Origin of the sequence: Acidovorax sp. SDU_ACID1, from assembly GCF_045291395.1 — a bacterium.
GTDB lineage: Bacteria > Pseudomonadota > Gammaproteobacteria > Burkholderiales > Burkholderiaceae_C > MR-S7.
In genome coordinates this window covers 568,986-594,229 of sequence record NZ_CP152342.1, presented here as the reverse complement: position 1 = coordinate 594,229, position 25,244 = coordinate 568,986, and the positions used below count along the sequence as shown (strand labels likewise).

The window sequence follows — 25,244 nt, the reverse complement described above, 5'->3', positions numbered from 1 at the left end:
ATATGCTTGAAGTGACGCCGGTCCGTGAAGATTTTGTTGCAGAGATCGCAGGCGTGGATCTGTGTGCCCCTCCTACCCCGGAGATTGCCCGGGAGTTGCGGGCTGCCCTGGACCAGTACGGCGTGCTGGTCATTCCGAGCCAGCCCCTGAATGAAGCACAGCAGCTCAAGGTTGCGGAAGTTTTCGGCCCGCTGGAGGTATCAGTGGGTGCGTCCATCTACAACGCCAAACGGCCACGCCGGCTGGACCATGCGCAACTGTCCGATATCTCCAACCTGGATGAGTCTGGCAAGCTCCTGGAACCCGGCGACATCCGGCGGCTGATCAATCTCAGCAACCAGCTCTGGCACACCGACAGCTCGTTCAAAAAGACCCCTGCAAGCGCCTCCCTGCTCTCCGCCCAGGAGGTGGCCCCCGTGGGCGGCGCCACGGAATTCGCGGACATGCGCACGGTCTGGGACACGCTGGACCCCGCCCTGCAATCCAGGATCGGCGACTTGGTTGCCGTGCACGACTACTTCTACTCCCGCAGCCTCACGGGGTTCGACCTGGACGGCATACCGCCCGAATGGCGGGAGATGCAACCTCCCGTGAAGCAAGTCCTGGTGCGCACGCTCCCCCACGGCAACCGCCGTTCCTTGTACCTGGCGTCGCACATCCGGTCGATCGAAGGCATGGACGATGAGGAAAGCAAAGCGCTCCTGGACGAGCTGATGGCGTTCGCCACGCAGCAGCAGTTCATCTACCGCCACCGCTGGCGCGTGGGCGATCTCGTCATCTGGGACAACCGTACCACCATGCACCGCGGCACCAAGTTCGACGAGAAGTATCGCCGCGCCATGCGGCGCGCCACCGTGCAGGACACCGGCCCCACCGTACTCCAGTGAAAAACCAAGACAGAGGAAATTCCCATGCAACCCACGTTTGACTCCACCAAAAAGGCCCTGGCCACACTGGCCATGGGCTTGGGGCTGTGCCTTTTCGGTGCGGGCGCCCAGGCCGCCTACCCCGACAAGCCCATCACGATCATCGTGCCCTTCGGTGCCGGCTCCGGCACGGACATGGTGGCCCGGGGCATGGCCAAGGGGCTCACCGAAAAATTGGGGCAGCCCGTCGCGGTCGACAACAAGACCGGCGCGGGCGGAGGCATCGGCGCCTCCCAGGTCGCACGCAGCGCTCCTGACGGCTACACCCTGCTGATGGGCACCAACGGGCCGATGGCCGCCAATGCCAGCCTCTACAGCAAGCTTCCCTACGACCCGGCGGGCGACTTCGAAGCGGTCGCGCTCATGGGGAAGCTGCCGATGGTCCTGATCGGGAGCAAGGAAGCCAAGGCCAAGGATCTCAAGGCCCTCATCGAGCAGGCCAAGGCCCAGCCCGGGGTGATCAATTTCGGAGCCAGCAACACGACGGCGCGCGTCTGGGTGGAACTGCTCAAGAAGATGGCGGGCATCCAGGTCGAAACCGTCCTCTACAAGGACGTCAGCTCGATGATGACCGACCTGATCAGCGGCCGCATCCAGTACGCATTCGAGAACGTGGGGCCTTCGCTCGCGCAGATCCAGGCGGGCAAGCTCAATGGCATTGCAGTCACGGCGCCGCGGCGGGCATCCTTCGCGCCGGACATTCCGGCCACGGGCGAGTATGGGCTGAATGAATACGAGCTCGTGGTCTGGTACGCGATGTTCGCGCCGAAGAATACGCCGCCGGAGGTTGTCAGGAAGCTCAACGCAGCCGCCAATGAAGTGCTGCGCACGCCCGAGATGCAGCGCCTGACCCAGCAGGTGGGACTGGAACCCGCCCCGGGTTCCTCCGACGACATGAAGAAGTACCAGCGCGACGAAATCCAGAAATGGAAGAATCTCGTGGACATGACGGGCGTGAAGATCGACTAGGCCAGCGGCCCCGGTGCATCTCGCAGCCGCTGCCGCGCTTCTCCTACCCTTGCGTAGGACCGCGCTGGCGGCTGGCCCTGTCCGGTAGACCTCCAATGGACATGCAGGCATTCCCGCCTGCAGCACCCGCCAAAAGGAGGCCACCATGGCACAGCAAGACCAGAACCAGCAAAACCAGCAGAATCAACAAAACCCGCAGAACCAGCGGCAGAACCAGCAGCAGGCGCAGAACCAGCAGCCCAACCAGCAGAACCAGCAAGCGGGCAACCCGAGCCGCCAGCAAGCCAACGAGGCGAACCGCCAGTCCGCACAGGCGGACAACAACCAGGGCAACCAGCGCCAGAACCCGGCCGACTGATGCCCCCGCGCCGCTTCCCGGAGCCCGCCCCGCGCGGGCTTTTTCTTTGGGCACCGCCCTTTCGCATGGGAAAGCCGATGTCTTGCAGGACAACCCTCGTCCTACATCGCAGGGCCTCGCACACGCCGAGACTGGATCGTCACGCAAGGGCGACACCGTCGCTTTCCCGTCAACGCTTTCTCTTCACAGGAGGTCTGCATGAATACCGCATCCAGCGTCATTTCCTCGGACAAGGTCAACGGAACCGCCGTCTACAACCCCAACGGTGAAAAGTTGGGCTCCATCGACCATCTCATGATCGACAAGCTCTCCGGCCAGGTGCGCTACGCCGTCATGGAATTCGGCGGCTTCCTGGGTATCGGCACGGACCGCTATCCCCTGCCCTGGAACTCGATGAAGTACGACACCGGGCTGGAAGGGTACGTGGTGTCGCTGTCCAAGGAGCAGCTCGAGAACGCGCCCCGCTATGCGCAGGACGCCTATCCGGAATACACCGAAGACTACGGCCGCAAGGTCTACGATTACTACGGCGTGCCGTGGTGAGCGTCAGGGCTCCGCTCCCGGCTCGGGAACGTAGACCATGGAACCGTCCTTGAGCCGGTAGGCCACGCCGGCCTTGGCACCCTGCCCTTCGCCGATTTCGCCGCTGGCGCGGTAGCGGTCGATCTTGCGGCCGTCCTTGACGATCACCTCCATGTTCTCCTTGCCGGGGTTCTTGATGACGGTGACCGACTCGCTGCCGAACGGGTTGACCGCGCTGTTGGCCACGGCCAGCAGCAGCGCGGCGATGATGACCAGGAACACGTCGATGAGGTTGACGACCGAGAGGATGGGGTCGTCCGCCTCCAGGTCTTCCATCAGGCGCAGGCGGCTCATCGCGCGCCCTCCACGGCCAGGGCTGCCACGGGGTCGTGCGCCGGCTCACTGGCGCCGTTCTCTATGGCTGCCAGGTCCACCGCATACCAGCGCCGTCGCACGTTGACCACCGTGTAGCTGATGGCCGCAGCCAGCAACGCCAGGATCACGGCGGAGAACGCCACCATGAGGTTGCGCGAAACGTCGGCGAACTGCCCGTCGGCCAGCGCCTTGAGCGCAGGCCCCATGGGAATCATGGTCGCCACGAGGCCCAGCATGGGTGCCACGCGCGTGGCGATGCGCGCGAACTCCATGCGCTTGACCGCCAGCGCTTCCAGCTCGGTGAGCGTAAGGCCGAGCCTTTGCGCACGCGCCGCCATCAGCTCGAAGCCGCCAGCCTGGCCCCGGTAGCGTTGCAACGCCTGCCAGCCGAAAGCGCCCAGCGCGTAGAAGGCGTGCACGAACAGCACCGCGATGGCGATGAGCACGGGGTAGAGGAACAGCTGGCTGGCGTCATACATCGCCGATTCGATGGGGTTGGTCATGGTGTGGCTCTTTCAGATGAAACGATGGCGGCCGTACTGGCGCCACGCGCCCATTGCGGCGATGGCGGCCAACAGCAGTGCGAACAGCGCGGAGGCGAGGTGGAAGGCGGGTGGCTCGGCAGGCTGCACGGGCGTGAGACGCATGCCGGTGACCACGGGCGGCGCCGGTGGTTCGGCGGGATCGGGCTGCGGCGCTGCCTCGGCCTGCGCCGGCGCGGGAGGCGCGGCGGCGGCTGCGGGCGCGTCGAGCCCGAAGCCGGCCGCGCGCGCAGGCGCGCCCTCGGCCACGAAGGCGGCGAAGCGCGCGTTGTCGCTGCGCACGTCGAAGCGGCGCGAGAGGTCGCGCCAGCGGCTATTGAGCACGCGCACGGTGGCCGCGTCGGCCTGCCAGTAGCCCTGGCGCGCGGCTTCTAGCATGCGCTCGATGGTCTGCGCGAGCGCGTGCGGGTTGTGCCGCTCGAACCAGGCGTCCAGGCCCAGGCGGTGCTTGTCGCGCACGTAGACGTCGGCCATCTCCTGCCACTGGTCGTCGCGCACGATCTCGCGCGCCACGGCCGTCCAGCCCCAGAAGTTGTTCGTGGCATCCAGCACCTGCAGCGTGCCCGCGTAGCCTTCCTTCATCAGGCCCTGGATGTAGCCGGGGTGGAACTGGCGCGTGGCGAGTTCCTTGGCGAGGAACTGCGCCGCACCCTCCACGCGCCCGCTGCCCGGCCCGCGCAGGTTGCTGATGAGCAGCTGCGGCGCCTGCCCGTCCAGGTGTCGCACCGCGAGCGCGATGCCGCCCAGGTACTGGAACGGGTCGTCGGTGGTCAGCATGCCGTAGGTGTTGGAGCTGCGCGAGAGCACGGCGGCCTGGGTGCCGCGCAGGTGCTCGGCGTAGAGGTTGCCCGCCACGTCCTTGCCGCCAAGTTGAGCGGTAGGCAGGCTGCCCCATTCCGATTCGTCGGGACCGTAGGCGTGCTGCATGCGCGAGAGGTAGAGCTGCGCGAGCTTGCGGTCGCCCTCGGCTTGGCCCTGCCAGGTGTCGGTGGCGAGCACGGCGTCGTCCAGCCCCGTGCCGTAGCGGCCGGTTTCGGACGAGAAGATGCGCGTCTGTCCTGCGCGCAGCGCGGCGCCCTCGTCCATGCCGCGTGCGCGCAGCCGCGCGGCGATGGCGCGGGCGTTGGCGGCCACGGGATTGTCGGCCTCATCGGCCTGCGCCGCGAGCTGCACGGCGCGCGCGAGCTGCTGCATGGCGTTGGGGAAGTGGTCGCGGTACAGGCCGGTGGCGGAAAGCACCACGTCCACGCGCGGGCGGGCGAGCTGCTCGCGCGGCACGAGGCGCACGCCGGTCACCCGCCCGCCCTTGTCCCACACGGGCTCCACGCCCATGAGCCAGAGCGCCTGCGCCTCCAGCAAGCCCTGGTGGCGCATGGTCTCCACCGACCAGAGCGAGAAGGTGACCTTGGTGGGCGCCGCACCCCCGTGCTGCTGGCGGTAGGCGGCGATGAGCTGCTCGGCCGCCTGCTTGCCCGCCTCCCAGGCCTGGGGCGTGGGCACGCGCGAGGGGTCGAATCCATAGAGGTTGCGGCCCGTGGGGTAGGCGTCGGGGTTCTTGATGGGGTCGCCGCCGTAGGAGGTTTCCACATGCCGCCCGGCCAGCACGGCGAGCAGCGCGGGCAGCTCGTTCTGCGCAGCGATGGCCTGCCACCACCGGCGCGCCTGGGCCATGTGTTCACGCAGCGGCGCGGGCAGTGCATCGTCGCCCTCGCCTTCGAGCACATGGCGCGCGAGCAGGCGGAACGGCGCGGTCTGCGCCATGCGCTCGTAGTCGCCGACGAGGGATTCGTCCACGTCCTCGGGCTTCGCGCCCGCGTGGCGTGCGGCGGCTTCCCAATAGGGACGGCCCAGCATGAGCATGACCGTGCCGAGGCGGTGCGCATCGGCCGGCGCGGTGCCCAGCGTGTGCAGGCCCAGGGGCTGGGCGGTTTCGGCCAGTTCGTGCAGATGGGCATGCAAGGTGTCCACGAACACCGGAAAGTCGGCCCGCGCCTGCGCGGAGGTGAGGCCCAGGTCGGCCACGATGCGCTGCTTCTCGGCGCCCGTCAGCAGGTCGGCGGCGATGCGCTCCTTCACTGCGCCTTCGTCCTGCGCCATCCAGGCATGCAGCAGGTCGTGCAGCGCGGTGAGCTGCGCATGCAGCCCGGCGGGCTGGAAAGGAGGCGTCTGGTGGCTCACGATCACGGCGCGGCCGCGGCGGCGTGCCTGCTGGGCCTCGCCGATGTTGTCTGCGATGTAGGGGTAGGCCACGGGCACGTCGCCCAGGGCCAGCATGCCGGGATCGGCGGTGGCGGACAGGCCGCGCTCCTTGCCCGGCAGCCATTCCAGGCTGCCGTGGGTGCCGAAGTGCACGAAAGCGTCGCCCGCATGCCGGCGTGCCCAGAGGTACACGGCCAGGTAGTGGTGCGAGGGCCAGGCGCTGGTGGAGTGGTAGAGCGACTTTTCCTTGTCCGCCCATTTCTCGCCGCGCGGCGGCTGGGGCAGCAGCGCGACCTTGCCGAGCAGCAGGCGCGGGATGACGAAAGATGCCTGCCCGCCCTCGCGCAGCACCATCGACGAATCCTCGGGCTGGCCCCATTTGTCCTGGAGTGCGGCCTGCGTGGCGGCTGGCAGCGTTGCGAGCCACGCACGGTACTCCCGCACGGGCAGGCGCTCGGCCAGGCCACCCTGCAGCAGCGGCGCGAGCATGCCGTCGCGGTAGGCGGGCGCGAGCAGGCGCTGGAGCTTTTCCACCAGCGGCTCCTCGGCCGGCGCCTCTGTGTCGTAGCCCGCGCCGCGCATCGCGGCCAGCGTGGCCTGCAGGCTGCGCGGCACGTTGAGGAACGAGGCCGAGAGGTTCTTCTCCCCCGGAGGGTAGTTCCAGAAGAACACGGCGACGCGCTTGTCCGCATTGGCCTTGCGCTGCAGCGCCACGAGGTTGAGCGCCTTGCCCACCACGGCGGCCGCCTGCGCGGCGATGGGCACGACCTGCTCGTCGCCCGCGCGCGTGGCCGCTGCCACCTGGATGTCCACCACGCCCGCATATTCGGCCTGCGCCAGATAGAACGGCACGTCCATCAGCGCCACGCCCTGCGGGCTGGCGGCCCAGTCGGCCTCGTCGCCGCGCCGGTAGGGCATGGCCTGCAGCACGGGGATGCCCAGCCGCGTGAACTCGGTGCGGCGCTCGTCGGCGTTGAGCATGATCTGCGTGTTGATGAGCACGTCGGCCAGCACCGGACCGCCCGGCGGCTGCAGCACGCGCGTGACGCCACCGGGGTCGAGCATGGGCGTGTAGAAGGGCAGCGCCACGGCGCCGCCGGCCTCGATGCGCGCGATGAGGTCGTCGATGAACACGGTCTGCATCGAGGCGATGTACTGCTGGTGCAACGCGATGGCGACCACGGGGCGGCGATGGCCATCGGCCGGGTCGACGCCCTGCGTGCGCAGGTAGGCAACGGGGTCGGCCGCGACGAGGCCCGGCGTGCGCGGGTGGTAGACGCCCGTCTTGGGGAACACGACCGGGTCGGGCGCGGCGGCGAGTGCATCCCCGCCCTTGAGTTGCGCGGCCAGCGTGGCGAAGAAGCCCTCAAAGTTCTGCCGCCCGCCGCTGCCGTAGTAGCGCACGAGCCGGCGCGCCACGGCCTCCGGCAGGCCGCCGCCCCAGGCGGGGCGGGCCTCGTAGAGCCAGGCGTGGGGCAGTTTCAGCGCGGGCAGCGCGCGGGCCAGGCGCGCGCGCACCTCGTCCTGCAGATACGCATCGATGAACACCGCGTCGTGGCCCTGCCACAGGCCGCCGTCCACGTCGGCGGGCAGGCTGTTCAAAAAGCGCACCTCGACCGAGAGGCCGTGCGGCCGCGCAATCTCGGCGAGCTGGTGGAACTTGCCCGCCGGCACGTTGCCCGTGGCGATGAACAGCGCCGACGCGGCCTGGGCCGCGCCCGTGAGCAGGAGCGCCAGGCATATCAACCATTTTTTAATCAAATCGGCCTCCAGCGCTTACCAGTCAAGCGCGAGCAGCTATCAAATCAGAAGTCCAGCCGCGCAGTGACGAACGCACGGCGACCCTGTTCGGCATAGCCGAACGCGGGGGATTTCTCGGCCAGGCGCAGGTTGCCCAGGTTCTCCAGGCCGGCGCGCAGGTTCAGCCGCTGGGTGCCGCCCAGGGCCCAGGAGGTGCCCACGCTCGCGTTCCACAGCGTGTAGGCGGGCAGGCGCTCGCCGGAGCTGGTCTGGCGGCCGGTGTATTCGGCGCCCAGCTGCGCGTCCCACCGCGCCACGCGCCAGGCCAGGCGCGAGGCCACGCTGGTGTCGGGCCGGTCGGAGAGCTTCTGGCCCGTGGCCTTGTCGCGCGTGTGCAGCAGCGTCGCGTCGGTGCTCCAGCGCAGCGCGGGCGTGATGGCCCAGGTGAAGCCCGCCTCCAGGCCCTGGATGCGCGCGGCGTCCACGTTGTCGTAGAGGTAGGTGCGGCGCGTGCCCACTTGCTGGACCAGTCGGTAGGTGATGAGCTGCTTCACCTCGGTGTGGAACGCGGTGGCGCGCAGCGACCATGCGGGGCTGACTTGCCAGTCGGCGCCGATCTCGAACGAGTTGGAGGTTTCGGGCTGGATGTCCGCATTGCCCATGAACGTGTGCGGTCCCTCGGCGCCGACGTAGTTGGGCGAGATCTGCTTGAGCGTGGGCGCCTTGAACGCGTGGCCGAAGCCGCCCTTGACGACGAGCGCGGGGCTGGCCTCCCACACCAGGTAGGCGCGTGGGCTCAGCTCGGAGCCGAAGATGCCGTGGTGGTCGGCGCGCAGGCCCAGCGTGGCCAACAGGTTGCGGCCCAGCGCGAATTCGTCCTGCACGAACAGGGCTTTGTGCGTGACATCGTCGCGGCCGGTGGTGAGGCCGGCGTTCACCAGTTCCTCGTTGCGCCACTCGCCGCCCACTGTGACCTGGTGGCCTTCGATGCGCGTGGTGGCATGGCCGTCCACCACGTCGTCCGTCATGTCCTGCGGGCGCGTGGCACTCACGCCGTTGGTGCGGCTGTTGCGCACGCTGAACTCGCTGCGGTAGGCGCGCAGCTGTGCCTTCCAGTCGCCGACCTCGCCCTTCCAACCCACGTGCGTCTGGCGGCGGTCGAGGTCGTAGCGGTTGGCGTAGGGCTTGGTGCCGCTCACGTCGTCGTAGAAGCGGCGCTCCTCGCCGTCGGTCACGCCGGCCTCCAGCACATGGCCGGGGGCCAGGTCGAACTCGGCGTTCAGCCCCAGGCTGCGCGGCTTGCGGCCCTCGATCTCGCTGTAGCGGGTGTCCTCGCGCTCGGCCACGGCGTCGCGGTGGGCGTATTCGGCGTTCACCGACAGGCGCAGCCGGTCGGTCAGCGGCCCGGCGGCGAAAACCGACACGCCGCCCTCGGACGCCGCATCGCTGCCGCCCCCGAAGTAGCCCGTGGCGCCCACCGCGCCGATCCAGCGGTCCTTGGGCTTCTTGGTGATGACGTTGACCACCCCGCCCAGCGCCTCGGAGCCGTAGAGCGCCGACATCGGCCCGCGGATGATCTCCACGCGCCCGATGGCGGAGATGGGCAGCCAGCCGTACTGGTAGTCAGAGTGGCCGATCACGTCGTCGCTGGCGCTGATGCGCCGCCCGTCGATCAGCGTGAGCGTGTGCTTGCCCTCCAGCCCGCGCAGCGCGAGCGTCTTGCGCCCGCCCACCTGGCGCGCGCTGAAGGTGATGCCCGGCGCACCGCGCACGGCGTCGAGCAGGTCGGCGGCATTGCGCTCGGCCAGTTCCTCGGCGGTGACGACGGTGACGCTGGCGGGCGCGGTGCGCGCATCCTGCTCGGTGAGCGTGGCGGTCACGGTGACGACGGGCAGCGCGCGCGCCGGAGCCTCGGGCGCTGGCTGTGCGTGCGCCGCGCCCGCCAGGAGCAGCAGGGCCGCCAGGGCCAGCGGGTGGCGGCGGCAGGGCAAGACAGGGGTGGAATGGTGGTGCATGGGCGTCCTTGCGAAAAACCGCGGTGGCTGGACGCTGGCACCGGCAGGCGCGCGTGGGGCTGGGCGGGAACAGGTGAGCCCTGGAGCAGCCCAGGACTCGTAACAAATCAAAAGCAAATGAAATTAATTCGCATTCGTAATAATGCCATTACCAAAGGGCCATGGAGAATGACTTTTATCAATGCGCGTGCATGTGCGCCGCATCGCCCTGCCGGCGCAAGGGGCGCCGATAATGCCCACCACCTACCCACCAAGACATGCCCATGCCGCTCACCAAGATCGCCCCTTCCCTCGCCCTGGCCGGCGCGCTGCTCCTGGCCGCGCAGGCCCACGCCCAGGTCAGCGTCCAGGACGCCTGGGTGCGCGCCTCCGTGCCCCAGCAGAAGGCCACGGGCGCGTTCATGCGCCTCACGGCCGCGCAGGACACGCGCCTGGTCGCGGTCAGCAGCCCTCTGGCCGCCGTGGCGGAGGTCCACGAGATGAAGATGGAAGGCGACGTCATGAAGATGCGCGCCATGCCCGCGCTGGCGCTGCCGGCCGGCAAGGCCGTGGAGCTCAAGCCCGGCGGCTACCACATCATGCTGATGGACCTGAAGCAACCCGCCGCCGCCGGCAGCACCGTGCCACTGACCCTGGTGCTCGAGGGCAAGGACGGCCAGCGCCAGTCGCTGGAGGTACAGGCGCCCGTGCGCGCACTGGGCGCCGGCCCCGCATCCGGCCACGATGCACACGGCAGTCACGGCAGCCACCGCCATTGAGTTGCAAGCGTTTTCGGGCTCCAGCGCTTATGTAGCAAGCGCTGGCAGCTATTAAAAAAGAAGTACGACACGCATGCACCCCCACGCCCTCAGCCTCTGGCGCGCTCCGCGCTGGGCCCTTGCCATCCTGCTGGCCCTGCTGGGGATGGTGGGGCCGTTCTCCATCGACACCTACCTGCCCGCGTTCCCCGCCATCGCCGGGGCGCTGGGCGCCACGCCGGTGCAGATGCAGCAGACGCTGTCGGCCTACCTGTTCGGCTTCGCGTTCATGACGCTGTTCCACGGCTCGCTGTCCGACAGCCTGGGCCGCCGGCCCGTGGTGCTGTGGGGGCTGGCGGTGTTCACGCTGGCCTCTGCCGGCTGCGCGCTGTCGCAGAGCATCGGGCAGTTGGTGCTGTTCCGGGCGCTGCAGGGCCTGTCGGCAGGCGCGGGCATCGTCGTCTCGCGCGCAGTGATCCGCGACATGTTTCCGCCGTCCGAAGCGCAGCGCGTGATGAGCCAGGTGACCATCTTCTTCGGCGTGGCGCCGGCCATCGCGCCCATCGTGGGCGGCTGGCTGTCGGTGCACCTGGGCTGGCACAGCGTGTTCTGGTTCCTGACCGGCGTGGGCGTGTTCCTGTGGGTGGCCAACTGGCGGCTGCTGCCCGAGTCGCTGCCGCCCGCCGACCGCCAGCCCATCCACCTGGGCCACCTGATGCGCGGCTACTGGGAGCTGGGCACCAGCCCGCGCTTCCTGCTGCTGGCGCTGGCCAGCGGCGTGCCGTTCAACGGCATGTTCCTCTACGTGCTCTCGGCCCCGGCCTTCCTGGGTGACCTGCTGGGCCTGGAGCCCACGCAGTTCTTCTGGCTCTTCCTGCTGACCATCTCCGGCATCATGGGCGGCGCATGGATGAGCGGGCGGCTGGCCGGACGCATCGCGCCCAAGCGCCAGATCCGCCACGGTTTCGTCATCATGCTGGCCATGGCGCTGCTGAACCTGGGCGCCAACCTGCTGCTGCCCGCGCATGTGTCGTGGGCGCTGCTGCCCATCGGCATCTTCTCGTTCGGCTGGGCGCTCATGGTGCCCGTGGTCACCCTGCTGGTGCTGGACCTGTATCCCGCGCGGCGCGGCATGGCCTCGTCGCTGCAGGCCTTCGTGGGCGCCACGGCCAACGGGCTGGTGGCAGGCGTAGTGGCGCCGCTGGTCATGCACTCCACCGTGCTGCTGGCCACGGCCTCGCTGCTGATGCTGTGCGTGGGGCTGGTGGCCTGGGTCTGCCTGCATCGCCGCTGGCCGGAAATCGGGCGTGCGGTCGTGCACCCGGTGTGATGCGCCCTAGGGCGTGTCATCCATCAAATCCCCCACGCGAGGGGCATGCGGGCGGTGCAGTGCTAGGAGCGGTGAGTGCCGTGTAGCGCTGCTACACAAGCGAGCCGCAACGACGCAATGCGCCGCCCGCATGCTCCTCCCTTCGGGCTGGCTGCGCAATGGGGCGTCTGCTTTGTCGCACGGCTTGCCAATAGCTGCGGCTATTGGCTGCGCCGCGCTTCGCGCATCCATCCCCATTGCGGGGCCAGCGCGCGGGGGATTTGATTGATGACACGCCCTAGCCGCCGCGGCGCCTGTCCAGCCCCATGGCCTCGTAATAGCGCGTCTTCTCGACATACATGGCCTGGTCCGCGCGGTGCGCGGCGGCCTCCAGCGATTCGCCCGGCTGGGCCACCGCCACGCCCATGGCCAGGCTCAGGTGCTGGCCCGGGTAGAACTGGTTGTTGAGCTCCAGCATCGAGCCGATGCGCTCGATCAGCGCCTGGGCGGCGCGCTCGTCGGCGCCCGGCAGCAGGATGCAGAACTCGTCACCGCCGATGCGCGCGACGCAGACCGAGCCCTCCACCGCCTTGCCCAGCACCTCGCCTACGCGACGCAGCATGGCATCGCCCACGGCGTGGCCGTGCTCGTCGTTGATCACCTTCAGGCCGTTCAGGTCGATGGCGATCACCGCCACGGGCCAGGGCCCCTTGCGCGTGAGGCGATTGAGCTCGTCCGCGTAGTAGGCGCGGTTGCGCAGGCCGGTGAGCACGTCGTGCTTGCCCAGGTATTCCAGGTAGGCCTCGGCCTTCTTGCGCGCGGTGATGTCCACCAGCGACAGCAGCACCATGCCCCAGTCGTGCTGGCGCTCCTCGAGCACGGCGAACTGCATGTGGACGTGGATCGGGTCACCGCCCAGGTGGTAGTTGACCGCCTCGCGCTGCTGGAACAGCTTGCCCTCCCAGAGGTCGAGCAGTTGCTCGGCGAACGATTCGCGCATCTCGCCGCGGAACACGCGGTCGATGCCGGCCAGCAGCGCTTCCTTGCTGGCGGCGCCGAACATCGCCAGGGTGAGCTGGTTGACGTCGATCACGCGGATCTCGCGCATGCAGCGCTCGACGAATTCGGGATGCACCTTCAGGAAGGTCTTGAAGTCGCGGATGCCCTGCAGGCGCACTTCGTCGAGCAGGCGCTTGACCGCGCTGAAGTCCTCGACCCACAGCGACACGGGCGAGTGCTCGAACAGCCCGCGCGCGTACTGCTCGCTGCGCTGCAGTTGCTCGCTGGCGCGCATCTGCAGGGTGTTGTCCTCCAGCGAGACCAGCACCCGGCTCCAGGAGTCCTCGTAGCCGGGCAGGATGCGCCCGCGGATGTGCACGTCCAGGCGCCGCCCGTCCAGCGCGTAGTTCACGGTCTGGTTGGAGAATTCGAGCGCGCCCTCCCACAACTGCTGCAGTTCGGGGATGGCGCGCTCGCGCATGTCGTCGCGGAACACCTGGTCCAGCGAGGCTTCCAGCGCACGTTGGTCAGGCGCGGCGAACAGCTCCAGCGTGCGCCGGTTTACCTTCAGCACCTGGATGCTGGCGCCGTAGGCGCGCAACGCCTCGGGGTCGCTGCGCACATGGGCCACCACGTCCCGCACGCCCTGGGCACGCCAGCGCGTGAACAACTGCCGCATGGCGCTGTAATCCTCCAGCCAGAGCGAGACAGGGGCGATCTCGAACATGTGCTCGAAATCGGCATCCGAAGACAGGGCAGACGACATGCGGACCTCCAAAGTGCAGCGATTACAGCATGCACGAACCCGTGTAACCGCTCTCATCCGCACAAAAAAAACAGCCGCGGGCTGCGGCTGGCTTGGGTTTCCGGAGAGCGCCCGGAGGACGGATCAGCGGCCTTCGGTGCGTGCCGGGCGCTTGCGCGCGTCGTGCGGAGCGAAGGGCTTGCCTGCGCCCTGCGGCTTGGCGAACGAGCCCTTGTTGCGGCCGAAGTCGCGGTTGAAATCGCCGCGCGGTGCGCCATCGCCACGGCCCGGGCGGGAGTCGCCAAAGCGGGACGCTTCACCAAAGCCGCTCTTGCGGCCATAGCCCTCGCCATCGCGGCGGCCGCCGTAGCTGCCGCGCTCGGCGCGCGGCGCGCCGCGGTCGCCGAAACCGCCGCGGTCGCCATGGCCGCGGCCATTGCCGCCGAAACGGTGGTCGCGCCCGCCCTCGCGGCCCCGGCCGCCGCCGAAGTCGCCACGGCCGCCGCCCTGCGGGAAGCGCTGCGTGGGCTCCAGGCCCGCCACCACTTCGGCCTTGAACTGCTGGCGGCTGTAGCCCTCGATGTCGAAGATCTTGCGACGGTCGCGGAACTCGGCGAAGGTGACGGCCAGGCCGTCGCGCCCCGCGCGGCCCGTGCGGCCGATGCGGTGGGTGTAGTCCTCGGCCTTCATCGGCAGGCCGAAGTTGAAGACGTGGGTGATGGTGGGCACGTCGATGCCACGCGCAGCCACGTCGGTGGCCACGAGGATCTGCACCTGGCCGTTGCGCAGCGCCATCAGGCGGCGGTTGCGCAGACCCTGGCTCAGGGCGCCGTGCAGCGCGACGGCGGAGAAGCCGTCCTGCTGCAGGTCGTTGGCGAGGCCGTCGCACTCCACCTGCGTGCTGGCGAAGACGATGGCCTGGTTGATGGAGGCATCGCGCAGCCAGTGGTCGAGCAGCTTGCGCTTGTGCTGGGCGTTGTCGGCCCAGTAGAGCATCTGCTTGATGTTGGCGTGCTTTTCCTGCGGCGTGTCGATCTGGATCTTCTTCACGCTCGCGCCGTTGTCGTGCATCACGCGCATCGCGAGCTGCTGGATGCGCGGCGCGAAGGTGGCGCTGAACATCATGGTCTGCTTGCGCTGGGCGGTGAGCTGGTTGATCTCGGCCAGGTCGTCGGAGAAGCCCAGGTCGAGCATGCGGTCGGCCTCGTCCACCACCAGGAACTGCACCTGGTCGAGCTTGATCTGCATGGAGCGCTGCAGGTCCAGCAGGCGCCCCGGCGTGGCGACGACGAGGTTGGCGTTCTGCAGCTTGGCGATCTGCAGCTGGTAGGGCATGCCGCCCACCACGTTGGCGATGCGCAGGCCCTTGCAGTGCTTGACGAGTTCGATGGCGTCGTGCGCCACCTGCTGCGCGAGTTCGCGCGTGGGGCACAGCACCAGCGCGCCGGGCGTGGCGGCCTTGAAGTTGCGCGGCTGCAGCGGGTTCTTGCGCTTGGCGCGCTTGGGGGCGGCTTCACCACGTGCAGCGGCCTCGGCGGCGGCGCGCTCGTATTCTGCGCGCGCTGCGGCGTCGGCCTCGGCCTGCTGCTTGACCAGCGTGTGCAGCACGGGCAGCAGGAAGGCCGCGGTCTTGCCGCTGCCGGTCTGGCTGGAGACCATGAGGTCGATGAAGCGGTCATCGGCGCCCGCGCCCATGGCGAGCGGAATGGCGCTCTGCTGCACCTGGGTGGGCTGTGTGTAGCCGAGGTCAGCCACGGCCTGCACGAGTTCGGGCGCAAGACCCAGTTCGACGAAGCCGTTGGGCTCGGCGGTCACGGCAACGGAAGAGTCTGCAGGCGCGAAATCGCCCTGCACTTGCAAAGTGTCGGTCATATTTTTCTCACACGAAGACGGCCGCAGGCGTTGCCCGCGGTGGCTTCGTCAATGGTTAAAAAACATCAACCATCAAACGAAACCTGCGCCAGCGATGGGCTGGGCTGGTGGGCATTGATGCGGTGTGCGGCAGTGGCTGCCGCCCGCAGGCCCGGTGTGTGAAGGGAGATGCGCAAACTGCGTGAAGTCGTTTTCACGCAAGCCCGCGATTGTCGCACGATTCGGGTTTTCCCGCAAATGCGGTGACATCCCCCTGTGGCACTTCGCACCTTCCCCCTTCTCCTCCACGCGTTTCGCGCTACGGGAAGGGGGACGCAGCCAGCGCGGCGGGGCGGCGCGGCCGGCCCAGGCCCTTGCGCGGCTGCCCGCGCTGGGGGCGCGCCAGTTTCATGCGATGCGGGCAATGCATAGAGCAGAGCAGAACCTACACACTCAACAAGTGCGTGCGGTAGTGCGCCAGCTCGTCGATGGATTCGTGCACGTCGGCCAGCGCGGTGTGGCGCTGCGCCTTCTTGAACGAGGTGTAGGCCGCGGGCTTCCAGCGCTTGGCGAGTTCCTTGAGCGTGCTCACGTCCACATTGCGGTAGTGGAAAAACGCCTCCAGCTTGGGCATGTACTTCACGAGAAAGCGCCGGTCCTGCCCGATGCTGTTGCCGCACATGGGCGCCGTGCCCTTGGGCACGTAAGTTTTGAGGAAGTCGATGATGGCCTGCTCTGCCTGTGCCTCAGTCACCGTGCTGGCGCGCACCTTGTCGACGAGGCCGCTGCGGCCGTGCGTGCCCTTGTTCCAGGCGTCCATGCCGTTCAGCACTTCGTCGGATTGGTGGATGGCGAAGACCGGGCCCTCCACGCGCAGATCCAGGTTGGGGCTGGTGACGACCACGGCGATCTCCAGCAGGCGTTCGGCCTCGGGGTTCAGGCCGCTCATTTCACAGTCGAGCCAGACGAGGTTCTGGTCGGATTTGGCAAGGGTGGGAGTGGTGTCAGACATATGGAGGCGATTTTCACCGATGGCCTAAACTTCCCGGCCCATGCTGCCTCCTTCGCTCCTTTTGACATACGCCTTCGCCGCTGCCTTGGTCGCCGGCCTGCTGCTGCGCTTGTGGCTGGCCTCGCGCCAGATCCGCCACGTGGCACGCCACCGCGATGCCGTGCCCGCCGCCTTCGCCAGCCGCATCCCGCTGGCCGCGCACCGGAAAGCGGCCGACTACACCATTGCCAAGGGACGTTTCGGGCTACTGGAAATGGCCCTCTCCACGGCCGTGCTGCTCGGCTGGACCCTGCTGGGCGGGCTGGATGCGCTCAACCAGGCGCTGCTCGGCTGGCTGGGCGGCGGCATGCTGCAGCAGTTCGCCCTTCTGGCCTGCTTCGCCCTCATCAGCGGCGCACTCGACCTGCCCGCCACGCTCTACCAGACCTTCGTGATCGAGCAGCGCTTCGGCTTCAACCAGATGACGCCGCGGCTGTGGCTCGCCGACCTCGCCAAATCCACGCTGGTAGGCAGCGCGGTCGGCCTGCCGATCGCCTGGCTGATCCTCTGGCTCATGGGCGCCGCCGGGCCGCTGTGGTGGCTGTGGGCCTGGGGCGCGTGGATGGGGTTCAACCTGCTGCTCATGGTGGTGTTCCCGCTCTTCATCGCCCCGCTCTTCAACAAGTTCGAGCCGCTGGCGGACGAATCGCTCAAGAGCCGCGTCACCGCGCTCATGCAGCGCTGTGGCTTCACCGCCAAGGGCCTGTTCGTGATGGATGGCAGCCGCCGCAGCGCCCACGCCAATGCCTATTTCACGGGCTTCGGTGCGGCCAAGCGCGTGGTGTTCTACGACACGCTGCTCAAGCAGTTGACGCCCGGCGAGGTGGAGGCGGTGCTCGCGCACGAGCTCGGTCACTTCAAGCACAAGCACATCACGCGCCGCCTGGTCGGCCTGTTCGCCCTCAGCCTCGCGGGCTTCGCGCTGCTCGGGTGGCTCTCGTCGCGCGGCTGGTTCTACACAGGCCTGGGCGTGCAACCCAACCTGAACCTCGAGGGCAGCGCCCCGAACGACGCGCTGGCCCTGCTGCTGTTCCTGCTGGCCGCGCCGGTGTTCACCGTGTTCATCACGCCGCTCATGGCCCAGCTCTCGCGCCGCCACGAGTTCCAGGCCGACGCCTACGCCGCCGCGCAGGCCGACGGCGGTGCACTGGCCTCGGCCCTGCTCAAGCTCTACGAAGACAACGCCTCCACCCTCACGCCCGACCCGGTGTACGCGCGCTTCTACTATTCCCATCCTCCCGCCACGGAACGCCTCGCGCGCCTGCCATCATGACCTCGATGCTTCCCAAGAAAGACTGGAAAACCCAGACCCGAAGAGCGCTGACAGCTACGGAACTGGTAGCCAAACTGGCCGATCTGCAAGGCTGGCAGCTTTCCGGCGACGGCGCCGAAGTGGCCATCGAGAAGACCTTCCGGTTCGCCGACTACCACGAGACCATGGCCTTCGTGAACGCCGTCGCCTTCATCGCCCACACGCAGGACCACCACCCCGACCTGTCGGTGCACTACGGCCGCTGCGTGGTGCGGCTGAACACGCACGACGTGAGCGGCATCTCCCTCACCGACATCGACTGCGCCCGGCGCATCGACGCACTCCTCGCGCCATGACACGGCAAGAGGGACTGGTGGTGGCCAGCCACGGCCGCCACTGCGTGGTGGAAAGCGCGGACGGCACGCGCCGCATCTGCCACCCGCGCGGCAAGAAGAGCCAGGCCGTCGTGGGCGACCGCGTGCTGTGGCAGCCCCCTCCACCCGGCCAGGGCGAGGAAGGCACGGTCGAGAAGGTGCTGGAGCGCCGCAATCTGTTCTACCGCCAGGACGAGATTCGCACCAAGTCCTTCGCCGCCAACATCGACCAGGTGCTGGTGCTGATCGCCGCCGAGCCCGTATTCTCCGAAAGCCAGCTCGCCCGCGCGCTGATCGCCGCCGAGGCCGCGGGCATCGCGCCGCTGATCGCGCTCAACAAGAGCGACCTGGTCGAGCCCTTCGCGCGCGCCTGGCAGCGCCTGCTGCCCTACCGCCACATGGCGGGCAACGCGGGGCCGGACAGCCGGCACTACGGCGTGCTGCCGCTGTCGCTGGCCCAGTCAGGCGAGGTGGACCGCGTGGCGCTCATGCAGCATCTGGAGGGCAAGGCCACGCTCGTGCTCGGCCCCTCGGGCTCGGGCAAGAGCACGCTCATCAACCTGCTGGTGCCGGGGGCGGCAGCGCAGACGGGCGAGATCTCGCAGGCGCTCAACTCCGGCAAGCACACCACCACGAGCACCGCGTGGTACTGGGTGGACGCGGCGCGCACCACCGCGCTCATCGATTCGCCGGGCTTCCAGGAGTTCGGCCTGCGCCACCTCGCGCCCACAGACCTGGCGCGCTGCATGCCCGACATCGGCGCGCATGCGGGCGAGTGCAAGTTCTACAACTGCACCCATCTGCACGAGCCAGGCTGCGCCGTGCAGGACCAGGTCGATACGGAAGGCAGCCCCGGCACCATCAGCGCCAACCGCTACCGCATCTATGGCGAGCTGTTCGCCGAACTCAGCGAGGCGCCGCGCTATTGAGCTGAAGCGGCCTTTTTTGCCATCAGTCCAGCAGTTTCACCAGTTCGCTTGCCAGGAATGCCGAGCCGTCGGCGGAGATATGGTTGTCGTCCCCGTAAAGTATCTTGCTTTCGATTTTCCCAGCACAGGAAAAATCATCACACATATATTTCCCTGGATCGAAAATCTTCACTGATGGGTAATCCTTCAAAATGGAAAACACCAGATTGCGATATTCTCCATGCACTGAATCATATACGCCCCTCGGCAGAGAACAATCATGCGCCTTCCTTGATATTCTCAGGGGACGCTGATCCAGGCACGCATCCGGACTGAAGTCTAGCGTTGGCACCTCCAGCACGAACACCACCTTCTTTCCATTCTGCAGCATGAGATCCAGAACCGACCGCAACCCCACTTCAAGAACCTTCTTCTTATCCAATATCTCAGGATGATCCGGTAGATAGAAGGGATGGGGCGTCGTGATGTAAACAGGGCCACGTGCGGCCATGATGACGGTATCGATCGATTTCTCGCGAGCAATGAACGCCGTGGCCCGGCTCCCACCCGTATAGTTCTCGAATTCAACGCGCTGGCCCTCCGGATGGAGAATGGCGTTGACGAACAGATAACCCCCCATCATCAGCAACCCCGTGCGATCTCTCTGCATCAGGGCATCGGAGAGCCCGGAGAACAATGCCGCCGCGTGCGAATCGCCCACCAGCGCGACATGGGGCTGCCCCTCTCCGCTGAGCCGGCAATAACGCGCCTTTTCCCCCTCCATCCCATACCTGGACATGCACAGGGCATGGGCAGCCGGGTCGTCTTCACCCAGTTTTCTGATTGGCTCCGGCATTCCTGCAAGCACCTTGCGTTGAGGCAGTCCATCATTGGCATCAACGGCATAGCCAGCCACTCCAGCCACAGCCATCAGGGCAACCAGCACGGCAACCTTGGTCTTGCGGGCGGAGAGGGATCGCGCACGCCGCTCCACCAGTTCGTATGTGGCCCATGCCAGCACCACCGCCGCCAGAACCGCAGCCACGCGAATTCCCCGGTGCGGCATCTCCCCTTCCGTGATTCGCGCCAAGGACAGCAATGGCCAATGCCATAAATACAGGGGAAAACTGATCAGGCCGAACCAGACCGCAATGCGATGGGAGAGCACCACGCGATTGATCCAGGCATCTTTCCCCCCAACCAAGATCAAGGCAGCGCCCAGCACCGGGAATACAGCCCACCACCCGGGGTACCCCATCTGCCGATCCATACTGAACAGTCCGCCTGCAATCAGCAAGATGCCAAGCCAGGAAAGCATGCTGGAGGATGTCATGGCGCCCATTCCGGCACAGCGGAAGAAGGCGCTCAACCAGCCGTCCGCCCTCGCCTTTGCCCAGGCAAGGGAGTGCTCTCTATAAAGGACCACCCACGCTAGGCATCCGCCTAGCGACAGTTCCCAAAATCGCGTCTGGGGAGAGTAGAACGTATCGATGTGACTCTCTCTGATCAGCCCCACGTTCAGCAAGAAAGACGACAGAGTGAACATAACCATCGCCGCCAGGATGTTGAAACCCACCTTGCGAGCCAGCCAAAGCAGCAGCGGCCACAACATATAGAACTGCTCTTCAATCCCGAGGCTCCACAGATGGAGGAGCGGCTTGGTCTCCGCCGAGTTGTCAAAATACCCGGCCTCCCCCATCAGCACGAAGTTCGACAGAAATACCGCGGCGGCGGACACATGCGCTCCCAGTTGCTGGTATTCATCCGCCAGCAATGCAAGCCAGCCGAACGCCAGGCAGGAAAACAATACCAACAGAAGTGCGGGAAATATGCGTATCACGCGACGCACGTAGAAATCCCGAAAATTCACTCCTCCCTTTTCAATATCTCTCAGCAATATCCCGGTGATCAGGAATCCAGATATGACGAAGAACACGTCGACGCCAATGAATCCTCCCGTGAATCGCCCGGGAAATGCATGGAAGGCAACGACGATGATGATGGCAACCGCTCTCAACCCATCAATATCCGGACGATATTCATGATGAAGAGAGGATGACATTCAAAAACACCAATGAAAAAGAGCGGCTGACCGGATCAGCCAGGCTGCATGCCCGCGCTGCGCGCAATTACGAAAGGATCGCCATCAGCGCCTGCACCAGCGCATCGCACTGCGCGGGCGTGCCCACGCTGATGCGCAGATACTGCGCGATACGCTCGGGCTGCTTGAAGTGGCGGACCAGCACCGCACGCTCGCGCAACGCCGCCGCCAGTTCGGCACCGCCCCGCGCCGGATGGCGCACGAACAGGAAGTTGGCCTGCGAGGGCAGCACCTCGAAACCCAGGTCTTCGAGCGCGAGCGACAGGCCCTCGCGGCTGTGCATCACGGCGCGGCAGGTCTCGCTGAAATACCCCGTGTCCTCGTAGGCGGCGCGCGCGCCGGCCTGGGCCAGGCGGTCGAGCGGGTAGGAGTTGAAGCTGTCCTTCACGCGCTCCAGCGCGTCGATCAGCGGCCGCTGGCCGAACGCAGCGCCTACGCGCAGGCCCGCGAGCGAGCGCGATTTGGAGAGCGTATGCACCACCAGCAGGTTCGGATGGCGCGCGACGAGGCTCACGGCGCTCTCGCCACCGAAATCGACGTAGGCCTCATCAACCAGCACCACGCGCTGCGGGCAGGCGGCGAGCAGGCGCTCGATCTGCGCGAGCGGCAGGCCCATGCCCGTGGGCGCGTTGGGGTTGGCGAGCACGATGCCCGCGCACGCTCCTTGGGCTGCGCGCGCGGCGATGCGCTCCACGTCGATGGCGAGGCCCTCGTCCAGCGGCTGCAGCTCGGGCATGATGCCCCACAGGCCACAGTAGACGCGGTAGAAGCTGTAGGTGATGTCGGGCATCAGCAGCGGCTCGCCCGCATGCTGGAAGAACGCGAAGAACGCATGCGCGAGCACCTCGTCGGAGCCGTTGCCCACGAACACCTGGCCCGCCTCCAGGCCATGGTGCGCAGCGATGGTCTCGCGCAACGCGAGCGACTGCGGATCGGGGTAGAGCTGCAGCCCCTCGCGTGCGGCGGCTTCGATGGCGGCCACGGCGTGCGGCGATGGCGGGTAGGGGTTCTCGTTGGTGTTGAGCTTCACGAGGCCCGCGATGCGCGGCTGCTCGCCGGGTACATACGGTTCGAGCCGCCCGACGACGGGGCTGCACAGCGAAGGGACGGTCATGGGAAAGAGACTCCTGATTCCATAGCTGCCCGCGCTTGCCTGGCAAGCGCTGGAGCCTGATTTGATTTGAATTGTCAGCCGAGCAGCCTGGCCATGGAAAGCAGCGCCAGCAGCAGCATCCACACCACCACCGAGCGCCACACGAGACCGACCACGCTGCGCAGGTGACCCACCTCGGGCTCACGGCCCGGCGTGCTGGCGCTGTCGCCGATGTCGGCATCCACCTCGAAGCCCTGGGGCGTGGCCACGCCTGCGCGGCTGCGCAGGGCCTCACCGCCCAGGCGCACGTTGATGGCGCCCGCCGTAGCAGCGAGCACCACGCCGTCGTTGTCGTTGGGGAAGCGCTGGGCGTGGAAGCGCCAGCCTTCGATGGCTTCCTCGAAGCTGCCCACCACCGCGAAGCACAGCGCGGTGAGGCGCGCGGGCAGCCAGTCGATCGCCGTCCAGGCCTGGGCCGTGACGCGCTGCAACGCCTCGCTGGGCGGGTGGGCCGTGGCCGCGCGCTCGCGCGGGCCCCAGTGGCGCGAGACGAACTCGGCCAGCCGGTAGAGCACTGCGCCGGCAGGGCCCAGGCCCAGCGCGGCAAGCACCGAGTACCACGCCAGCACGCCGAACACGTGGCGGTGCGCGGCGATCACCGAATACTCGATCACGTGGCGCACGATCTCGCTGCGCGGCAGCTCGCTCGCGTCCACCTGCTTCCACTCCGCCAGTTGCGCGCGCGCACTGGCGGCGTCGCCCTCTTCCAGCGCGTCGCGAATGCCGGTGAAGTGGTAGCTGAACTGGCGGAAACCCAGCGTGACGTAAAGCACCGCCACGTTCCACACCAGCGCCAGCGGCCAGCCGATCCAGTGCAGCAGCGCCCAGTGCACGGCCAGCACCACGAGGGGCGGCAAGAGCACGGCCATGCACCAAGCCACCCAGGCGTGCTGGGGGCTGCCTGCATCGAAATTGCGGTTCACCGACAGCGCCCATGCGCGCAGGCCGGCATGGATGGGATTGCTGCGGGCCAGCGGGCGCGCTTGCTCGATCAGCAGCGCAAGCAGGATGGCGAAGAAACTCATGGCGGCAATGATAGCGGCGCGTGTTACACGCGCTTGCGCTCAAGCCACCATGAAACGGTAGAAGTTGCGCAGCATGCCGGCCGTGGCGCCCCAGATGAAGTGCGTCTTGCCGCCGTCCTCGTAGGGCATGGAGAACCATTCGCGCCGCAGTCCCTGCCACTCGAACACGTGGCGGCGGTGGTGCGCGGGGTCGAGCAGGAAGTCGAGCGGCACCTCGAACACGTCGGCCACCTCGTAGGGGTTGGGCTGCAGCGCTGCCCCCGGCCGCACGAGGCCGACGACGGGCGTGACGATGAAGGCGGTGCCGGTGACATAGATGGGCAGGCTGCCCAGCACCTCGACGCTGGCGGGAGCCAAGCCCACTTCCTCCTGCGCCTCGCGCAGGGCAGTGGCGGCGGCATCGGCATCGCCAGGGTCCGCCCGGCCGCCGGGAAAGGCCACCTGCCCCGAGTGCGTGGACAGGTGCGCCGTGCGCTCGGTGAGCAGCACCGTGGGCCGATCGCGCAGCACGATGGGCACGAGCACGGCCGCCTGGGCGGGCGCGCGCTCGGCGAATTTCTTCTCGCGCACCACCTCGGGCGTCCACACCGGGGGCGCGGCGAAGCGCCGGCGCAGCGCCTGGGGCGTCTGGGCAGCCAAGGCCACGGCGGGCAGGTGCGCGTCCACGCCGGCGACGGGCACCTCTCGCGGGTCGAAGTCGGGCAGCGTGGACAGGGGCGGGACGGCGGCGGAGCTCACAGGACGATCAAGGCGAAAAGAAAAAACCGCTACAGGCTCGCGCACTGTAGCGGTTCCGCGGCAAGGATGCCGGTGGATGCTTACGCTGCTGCGTCCGTGGCGGCAGTCTTGTTGATGCGCGAAGGCAGCTTTTCCTTGATGCGGGCCGACTTGCCGCTGCGCTCGCGCAGGTAGTACAGCTTGGCACGGCGCACGTCGCCGCGGCGCTTGACTTCGATCTTGGCGATCAGGGGCGAGTAGGTCTGGAACGTGCGCTCCACGCCTTCGCCGCTGGAGATCTTGCGCACGGTGAAGCCACTGTTGAGGCCACGGTTGCGCTTGGCGATCACCACGCCTTCGTAGGCCTGGACGCGCTTGCGGGTGCCTTCCACCACGTTCACGCTCACGATGACGGTGTCGCCAGGCGCGAATTCGGGGATGGTCTTGTTCAAGCGGGCGATTTCTTCCTGCTCGAGGGTCTGGATGAGGTTCATGGTTGCATTCCAACGATCATGGCCGCGCCAGAATTGGCATGGCACCCCTATGGTGCCTTGGTGCTGCCGGCCTTCTTCAGGGATTCGGCAGCGGCCGGCCAGAGGATCGAGAACCAGCGATTATAGCGAATTCTGTTTCAGTACGGCCTCGTCGGCCCGTGTGATCTGCCCGCGCTCGCGCGCGGCGGCCAGCAGGTCGGGACGGTGGCGCGCGGTGAGCAGCAGGCGCTGGTCGCGGCGCCAGCGCTCGATCTGAGCATGGTGGCCCGACAGCAGCGCGCCGGGCACGGCCTGGCCGCTCCAGACCTCGGGGCGCGTGTAGTGCGGGCAGTCGAGCAGGCCGTCGAGCGCCGGGTTGAAGCTGTCCAGCTGGTGGCTGCCTTCGCCCTGCAGCACGCCGGGCTGCAGGCGGGCCACGGCGTCGAGCAGCGCCAGTGCCGCGATCTCGCCGCCCGAGAGCACGAAGTCGCCCAGGCTGATCTGCAGATCGACGTGCGTGTCGATGAAGCGCTGGTCCACGCCCTCGTAGCGGCCGCACAGCAGGATGGCGCCCCTGCTGGCCGACCATTCGGCCACGCCCGCATGGTCGAGCCGGCGGCCGATGGGCGAGAACAGCACGAGCGGCGCCCGAGCGCCCTCTTCCTCCGCCCGGTCCGCCCGGATGGCGGCGAGGCAGCGCGCGAGCGGCTCCGCCAGCATGACCATGCCGGGGCCGCCGCCGAAAGGCCGGTCGTCCACGCGGCGGTAATTGCCTTCGGCGTGGTCGCGCAGGTTCCACAGGCGCACATCGACCTGCCCCGACGTGTAGGCGCGCCGCGTCACGCCGCTGGCGAGGAACGGTGCGAACAGGTCGGGAAACAGGGTGATGACGTCAAAACGCAT

General features: G+C 67.7%; 22 protein-coding genes. 9 read left to right on the top strand and 13 right to left on the bottom strand.

From position 1 onward, the window contains the following. Positions 1 to 2: 2 nt before the first annotated feature. The 4 genes from AAG689_RS02870 to AAG689_RS02855 all read left to right on the top strand — a co-directional run bounded on the left by AAG689_RS02870 (position 3) and on the right by AAG689_RS02855 (position 2,796). Positions 3 to 887, top strand: a complete 885-nt coding sequence (locus tag AAG689_RS02870; RefSeq protein ID WP_406624678.1) for a TauD/TfdA dioxygenase family protein — start codon at positions 3 to 5, stop codon at positions 885 to 887. Between the two features lie 24 nt (positions 888 to 911). Then, complete coding sequence (locus tag AAG689_RS02865; protein ID WP_406624677.1) at positions 912 to 1,895, top strand: Bug family tripartite tricarboxylate transporter substrate binding protein; 984 nt, start codon at positions 912 to 914, stop codon at positions 1,893 to 1,895. Positions 1,896 to 2,040: 145 nt separating this feature from the next. Further along, complete coding sequence (locus AAG689_RS02860; RefSeq protein ID WP_406624676.1) at positions 2,041 to 2,253, top strand: hypothetical protein; 213 nt, start codon at positions 2,041 to 2,043, stop codon at positions 2,251 to 2,253. Positions 2,254 to 2,451: 198 nt separating this feature from the next. Further along, the gene (locus AAG689_RS02855; protein ID WP_020226820.1) at positions 2,452 to 2,796 is read left to right on the top strand and encodes a PRC-barrel domain-containing protein; all 345 of its coding nucleotides are present in this window, start codon (positions 2,452 to 2,454) and stop codon (positions 2,794 to 2,796) included. Between the two features lie 3 nt (positions 2,797 to 2,799). Here the strand turns inward: AAG689_RS02855 and AAG689_RS02850 are convergent, their stop codons facing one another. The 4 genes from AAG689_RS02850 to AAG689_RS02835 are packed head-to-tail and all read right to left on the bottom strand — an operon-like array spanning position 2,800 to position 9,646. Beyond that, entirely contained in the window at positions 2,800 to 3,129 is a 330-nt protein-coding gene (locus AAG689_RS02850; protein WP_406624675.1) for a DUF2149 domain-containing protein, read from the bottom strand. Continuing rightward, positions 3,126 to 3,653: a MotA/TolQ/ExbB proton channel family protein gene (locus AAG689_RS02845; RefSeq protein WP_406624674.1), complete on the bottom strand. Its 528-nt coding sequence runs from the start codon at positions 3,651 to 3,653 to the stop codon at positions 3,126 to 3,128. Before AAG689_RS02845 ends, AAG689_RS02850 begins: the two co-directional genes overlap by 4 nt. A gap of 12 nt (positions 3,654 to 3,665) precedes the next feature. Beyond that, the gene (gene cobN, locus AAG689_RS02840; RefSeq protein ID WP_406624673.1) at positions 3,666 to 7,652 is read right to left on the bottom strand and encodes a cobaltochelatase subunit CobN; all 3,987 of its coding nucleotides are present in this window, start codon (positions 7,650 to 7,652) and stop codon (positions 3,666 to 3,668) included. Positions 7,653 to 7,696: 44 nt separating this feature from the next. After that, positions 7,697 to 9,646: a TonB-dependent receptor plug domain-containing protein gene (locus tag AAG689_RS02835; protein WP_406624672.1), complete on the bottom strand. Its 1,950-nt coding sequence runs from the start codon at positions 9,644 to 9,646 to the stop codon at positions 7,697 to 7,699. 257 nt (positions 9,647 to 9,903) lie between these two features. Between AAG689_RS02835 and AAG689_RS02830 the strand changes: the two genes are divergently transcribed. Together AAG689_RS02830 and AAG689_RS02825 are read left to right on the top strand one after the other, a co-directional pair. Then, a complete protein-coding gene (locus AAG689_RS02830; RefSeq protein ID WP_406624671.1) occupies positions 9,904 to 10,404 on the top strand; it encodes a copper chaperone PCu(A)C in 501 nt (166 codons plus the stop codon). A 73-nt stretch (positions 10,405 to 10,477) separates the two neighbouring features. Continuing rightward, positions 10,478 to 11,713, top strand: a complete 1,236-nt coding sequence (locus tag AAG689_RS02825; protein ID WP_020226814.1) for a multidrug effflux MFS transporter — start codon at positions 10,478 to 10,480, stop codon at positions 11,711 to 11,713. Positions 11,714 to 11,990: 277 nt separating this feature from the next. Here AAG689_RS02825 and AAG689_RS02820 read toward each other — a convergent pair whose 3' ends face one another. The 3 genes from AAG689_RS02820 to orn all read right to left on the bottom strand — a co-directional run bounded on the left by AAG689_RS02820 (position 11,991) and on the right by orn (position 16,299). Then, on the bottom strand, positions 11,991 to 13,457 hold the full coding sequence (locus AAG689_RS02820) for a sensor domain-containing diguanylate cyclase (RefSeq protein ID WP_020226813.1): 1,467 nt from the start codon (positions 13,455 to 13,457) through the stop codon (positions 11,991 to 11,993). Positions 13,458 to 13,580: 123 nt separating this feature from the next. Continuing rightward, positions 13,581 to 15,308, bottom strand: a complete 1,728-nt coding sequence (locus AAG689_RS02815; protein ID WP_406624670.1) for a DEAD/DEAH box helicase — start codon at positions 15,306 to 15,308, stop codon at positions 13,581 to 13,583. A 424-nt stretch (positions 15,309 to 15,732) separates the two neighbouring features. Next, complete coding sequence (orn, locus tag AAG689_RS02810) at positions 15,733 to 16,299, bottom strand: oligoribonuclease (protein ID WP_406624669.1); 567 nt, start codon at positions 16,297 to 16,299, stop codon at positions 15,733 to 15,735. A 40-nt stretch (positions 16,300 to 16,339) separates the two neighbouring features. Between orn and AAG689_RS02805 the strand changes: the two genes are divergently transcribed. The 3 genes from AAG689_RS02805 to rsgA are packed head-to-tail and all read left to right on the top strand — an operon-like array spanning position 16,340 to position 18,893. Further along, positions 16,340 to 17,611 carry a M48 family metallopeptidase gene (locus AAG689_RS02805; RefSeq protein WP_406624668.1) on the top strand — a complete coding sequence of 424 codons (1,272 nt, stop codon included), beginning with the start codon at positions 16,340 to 16,342 and terminating at the stop codon, positions 17,609 to 17,611. After that, complete coding sequence (locus AAG689_RS02800; protein ID WP_406624667.1) at positions 17,608 to 17,946, top strand: 4a-hydroxytetrahydrobiopterin dehydratase; 339 nt, start codon at positions 17,608 to 17,610, stop codon at positions 17,944 to 17,946. The genes AAG689_RS02805 and AAG689_RS02800 overlap by 4 nt, the downstream gene beginning before the upstream one ends. After that, a complete protein-coding gene (gene rsgA / locus AAG689_RS02795; RefSeq protein WP_406624666.1) occupies positions 17,943 to 18,893 on the top strand; it encodes a ribosome small subunit-dependent GTPase A in 951 nt (316 codons plus the stop codon). Before AAG689_RS02800 ends, rsgA begins: the two co-directional genes overlap by 4 nt. A 22-nt stretch (positions 18,894 to 18,915) precedes the next feature. On the opposite strand, the gene AAG689_RS02790 is transcribed toward rsgA, so the two are convergent. From AAG689_RS02790 to trmD, 6 genes are all read right to left on the bottom strand, one after another. Beyond that, positions 18,916 to 20,934: an acyltransferase family protein gene (locus AAG689_RS02790; protein WP_406624665.1), complete on the bottom strand. Its 2,019-nt coding sequence runs from the start codon at positions 20,932 to 20,934 to the stop codon at positions 18,916 to 18,918. A gap of 67 nt (positions 20,935 to 21,001) precedes the next feature. Beyond that, positions 21,002 to 22,087: a histidinol-phosphate transaminase gene (hisC, locus tag AAG689_RS02785; protein ID WP_406624664.1), complete on the bottom strand. Its 1,086-nt coding sequence runs from the start codon at positions 22,085 to 22,087 to the stop codon at positions 21,002 to 21,004. Between the two features lie 74 nt (positions 22,088 to 22,161). Then, the gene (locus AAG689_RS02780) at positions 22,162 to 23,151 is read right to left on the bottom strand and encodes a CobD/CbiB family protein (RefSeq protein WP_406624663.1); all 990 of its coding nucleotides are present in this window, start codon (positions 23,149 to 23,151) and stop codon (positions 22,162 to 22,164) included. Positions 23,152 to 23,190: 39 nt separating this feature from the next. Further along, on the bottom strand, positions 23,191 to 23,889 hold the full coding sequence (locus AAG689_RS02775) for a CoA pyrophosphatase (RefSeq protein ID WP_020226805.1): 699 nt from the start codon (positions 23,887 to 23,889) through the stop codon (positions 23,191 to 23,193). Between the two features lie 80 nt (positions 23,890 to 23,969). Further along, positions 23,970 to 24,362, bottom strand: coding sequence for a 50S ribosomal protein L19 (gene rplS / locus AAG689_RS02770; protein ID WP_406624662.1), 393 nt, complete (start codon positions 24,360 to 24,362; stop codon positions 23,970 to 23,972). A gap of 120 nt (positions 24,363 to 24,482) precedes the next feature. Further along, positions 24,483 to 25,244 (bottom strand): tRNA (guanosine(37)-N1)-methyltransferase TrmD, encoded by a 762-nt coding sequence (gene trmD, locus AAG689_RS02765; protein ID WP_406624661.1) that lies wholly within the window; start codon positions 25,242 to 25,244, stop codon positions 24,483 to 24,485.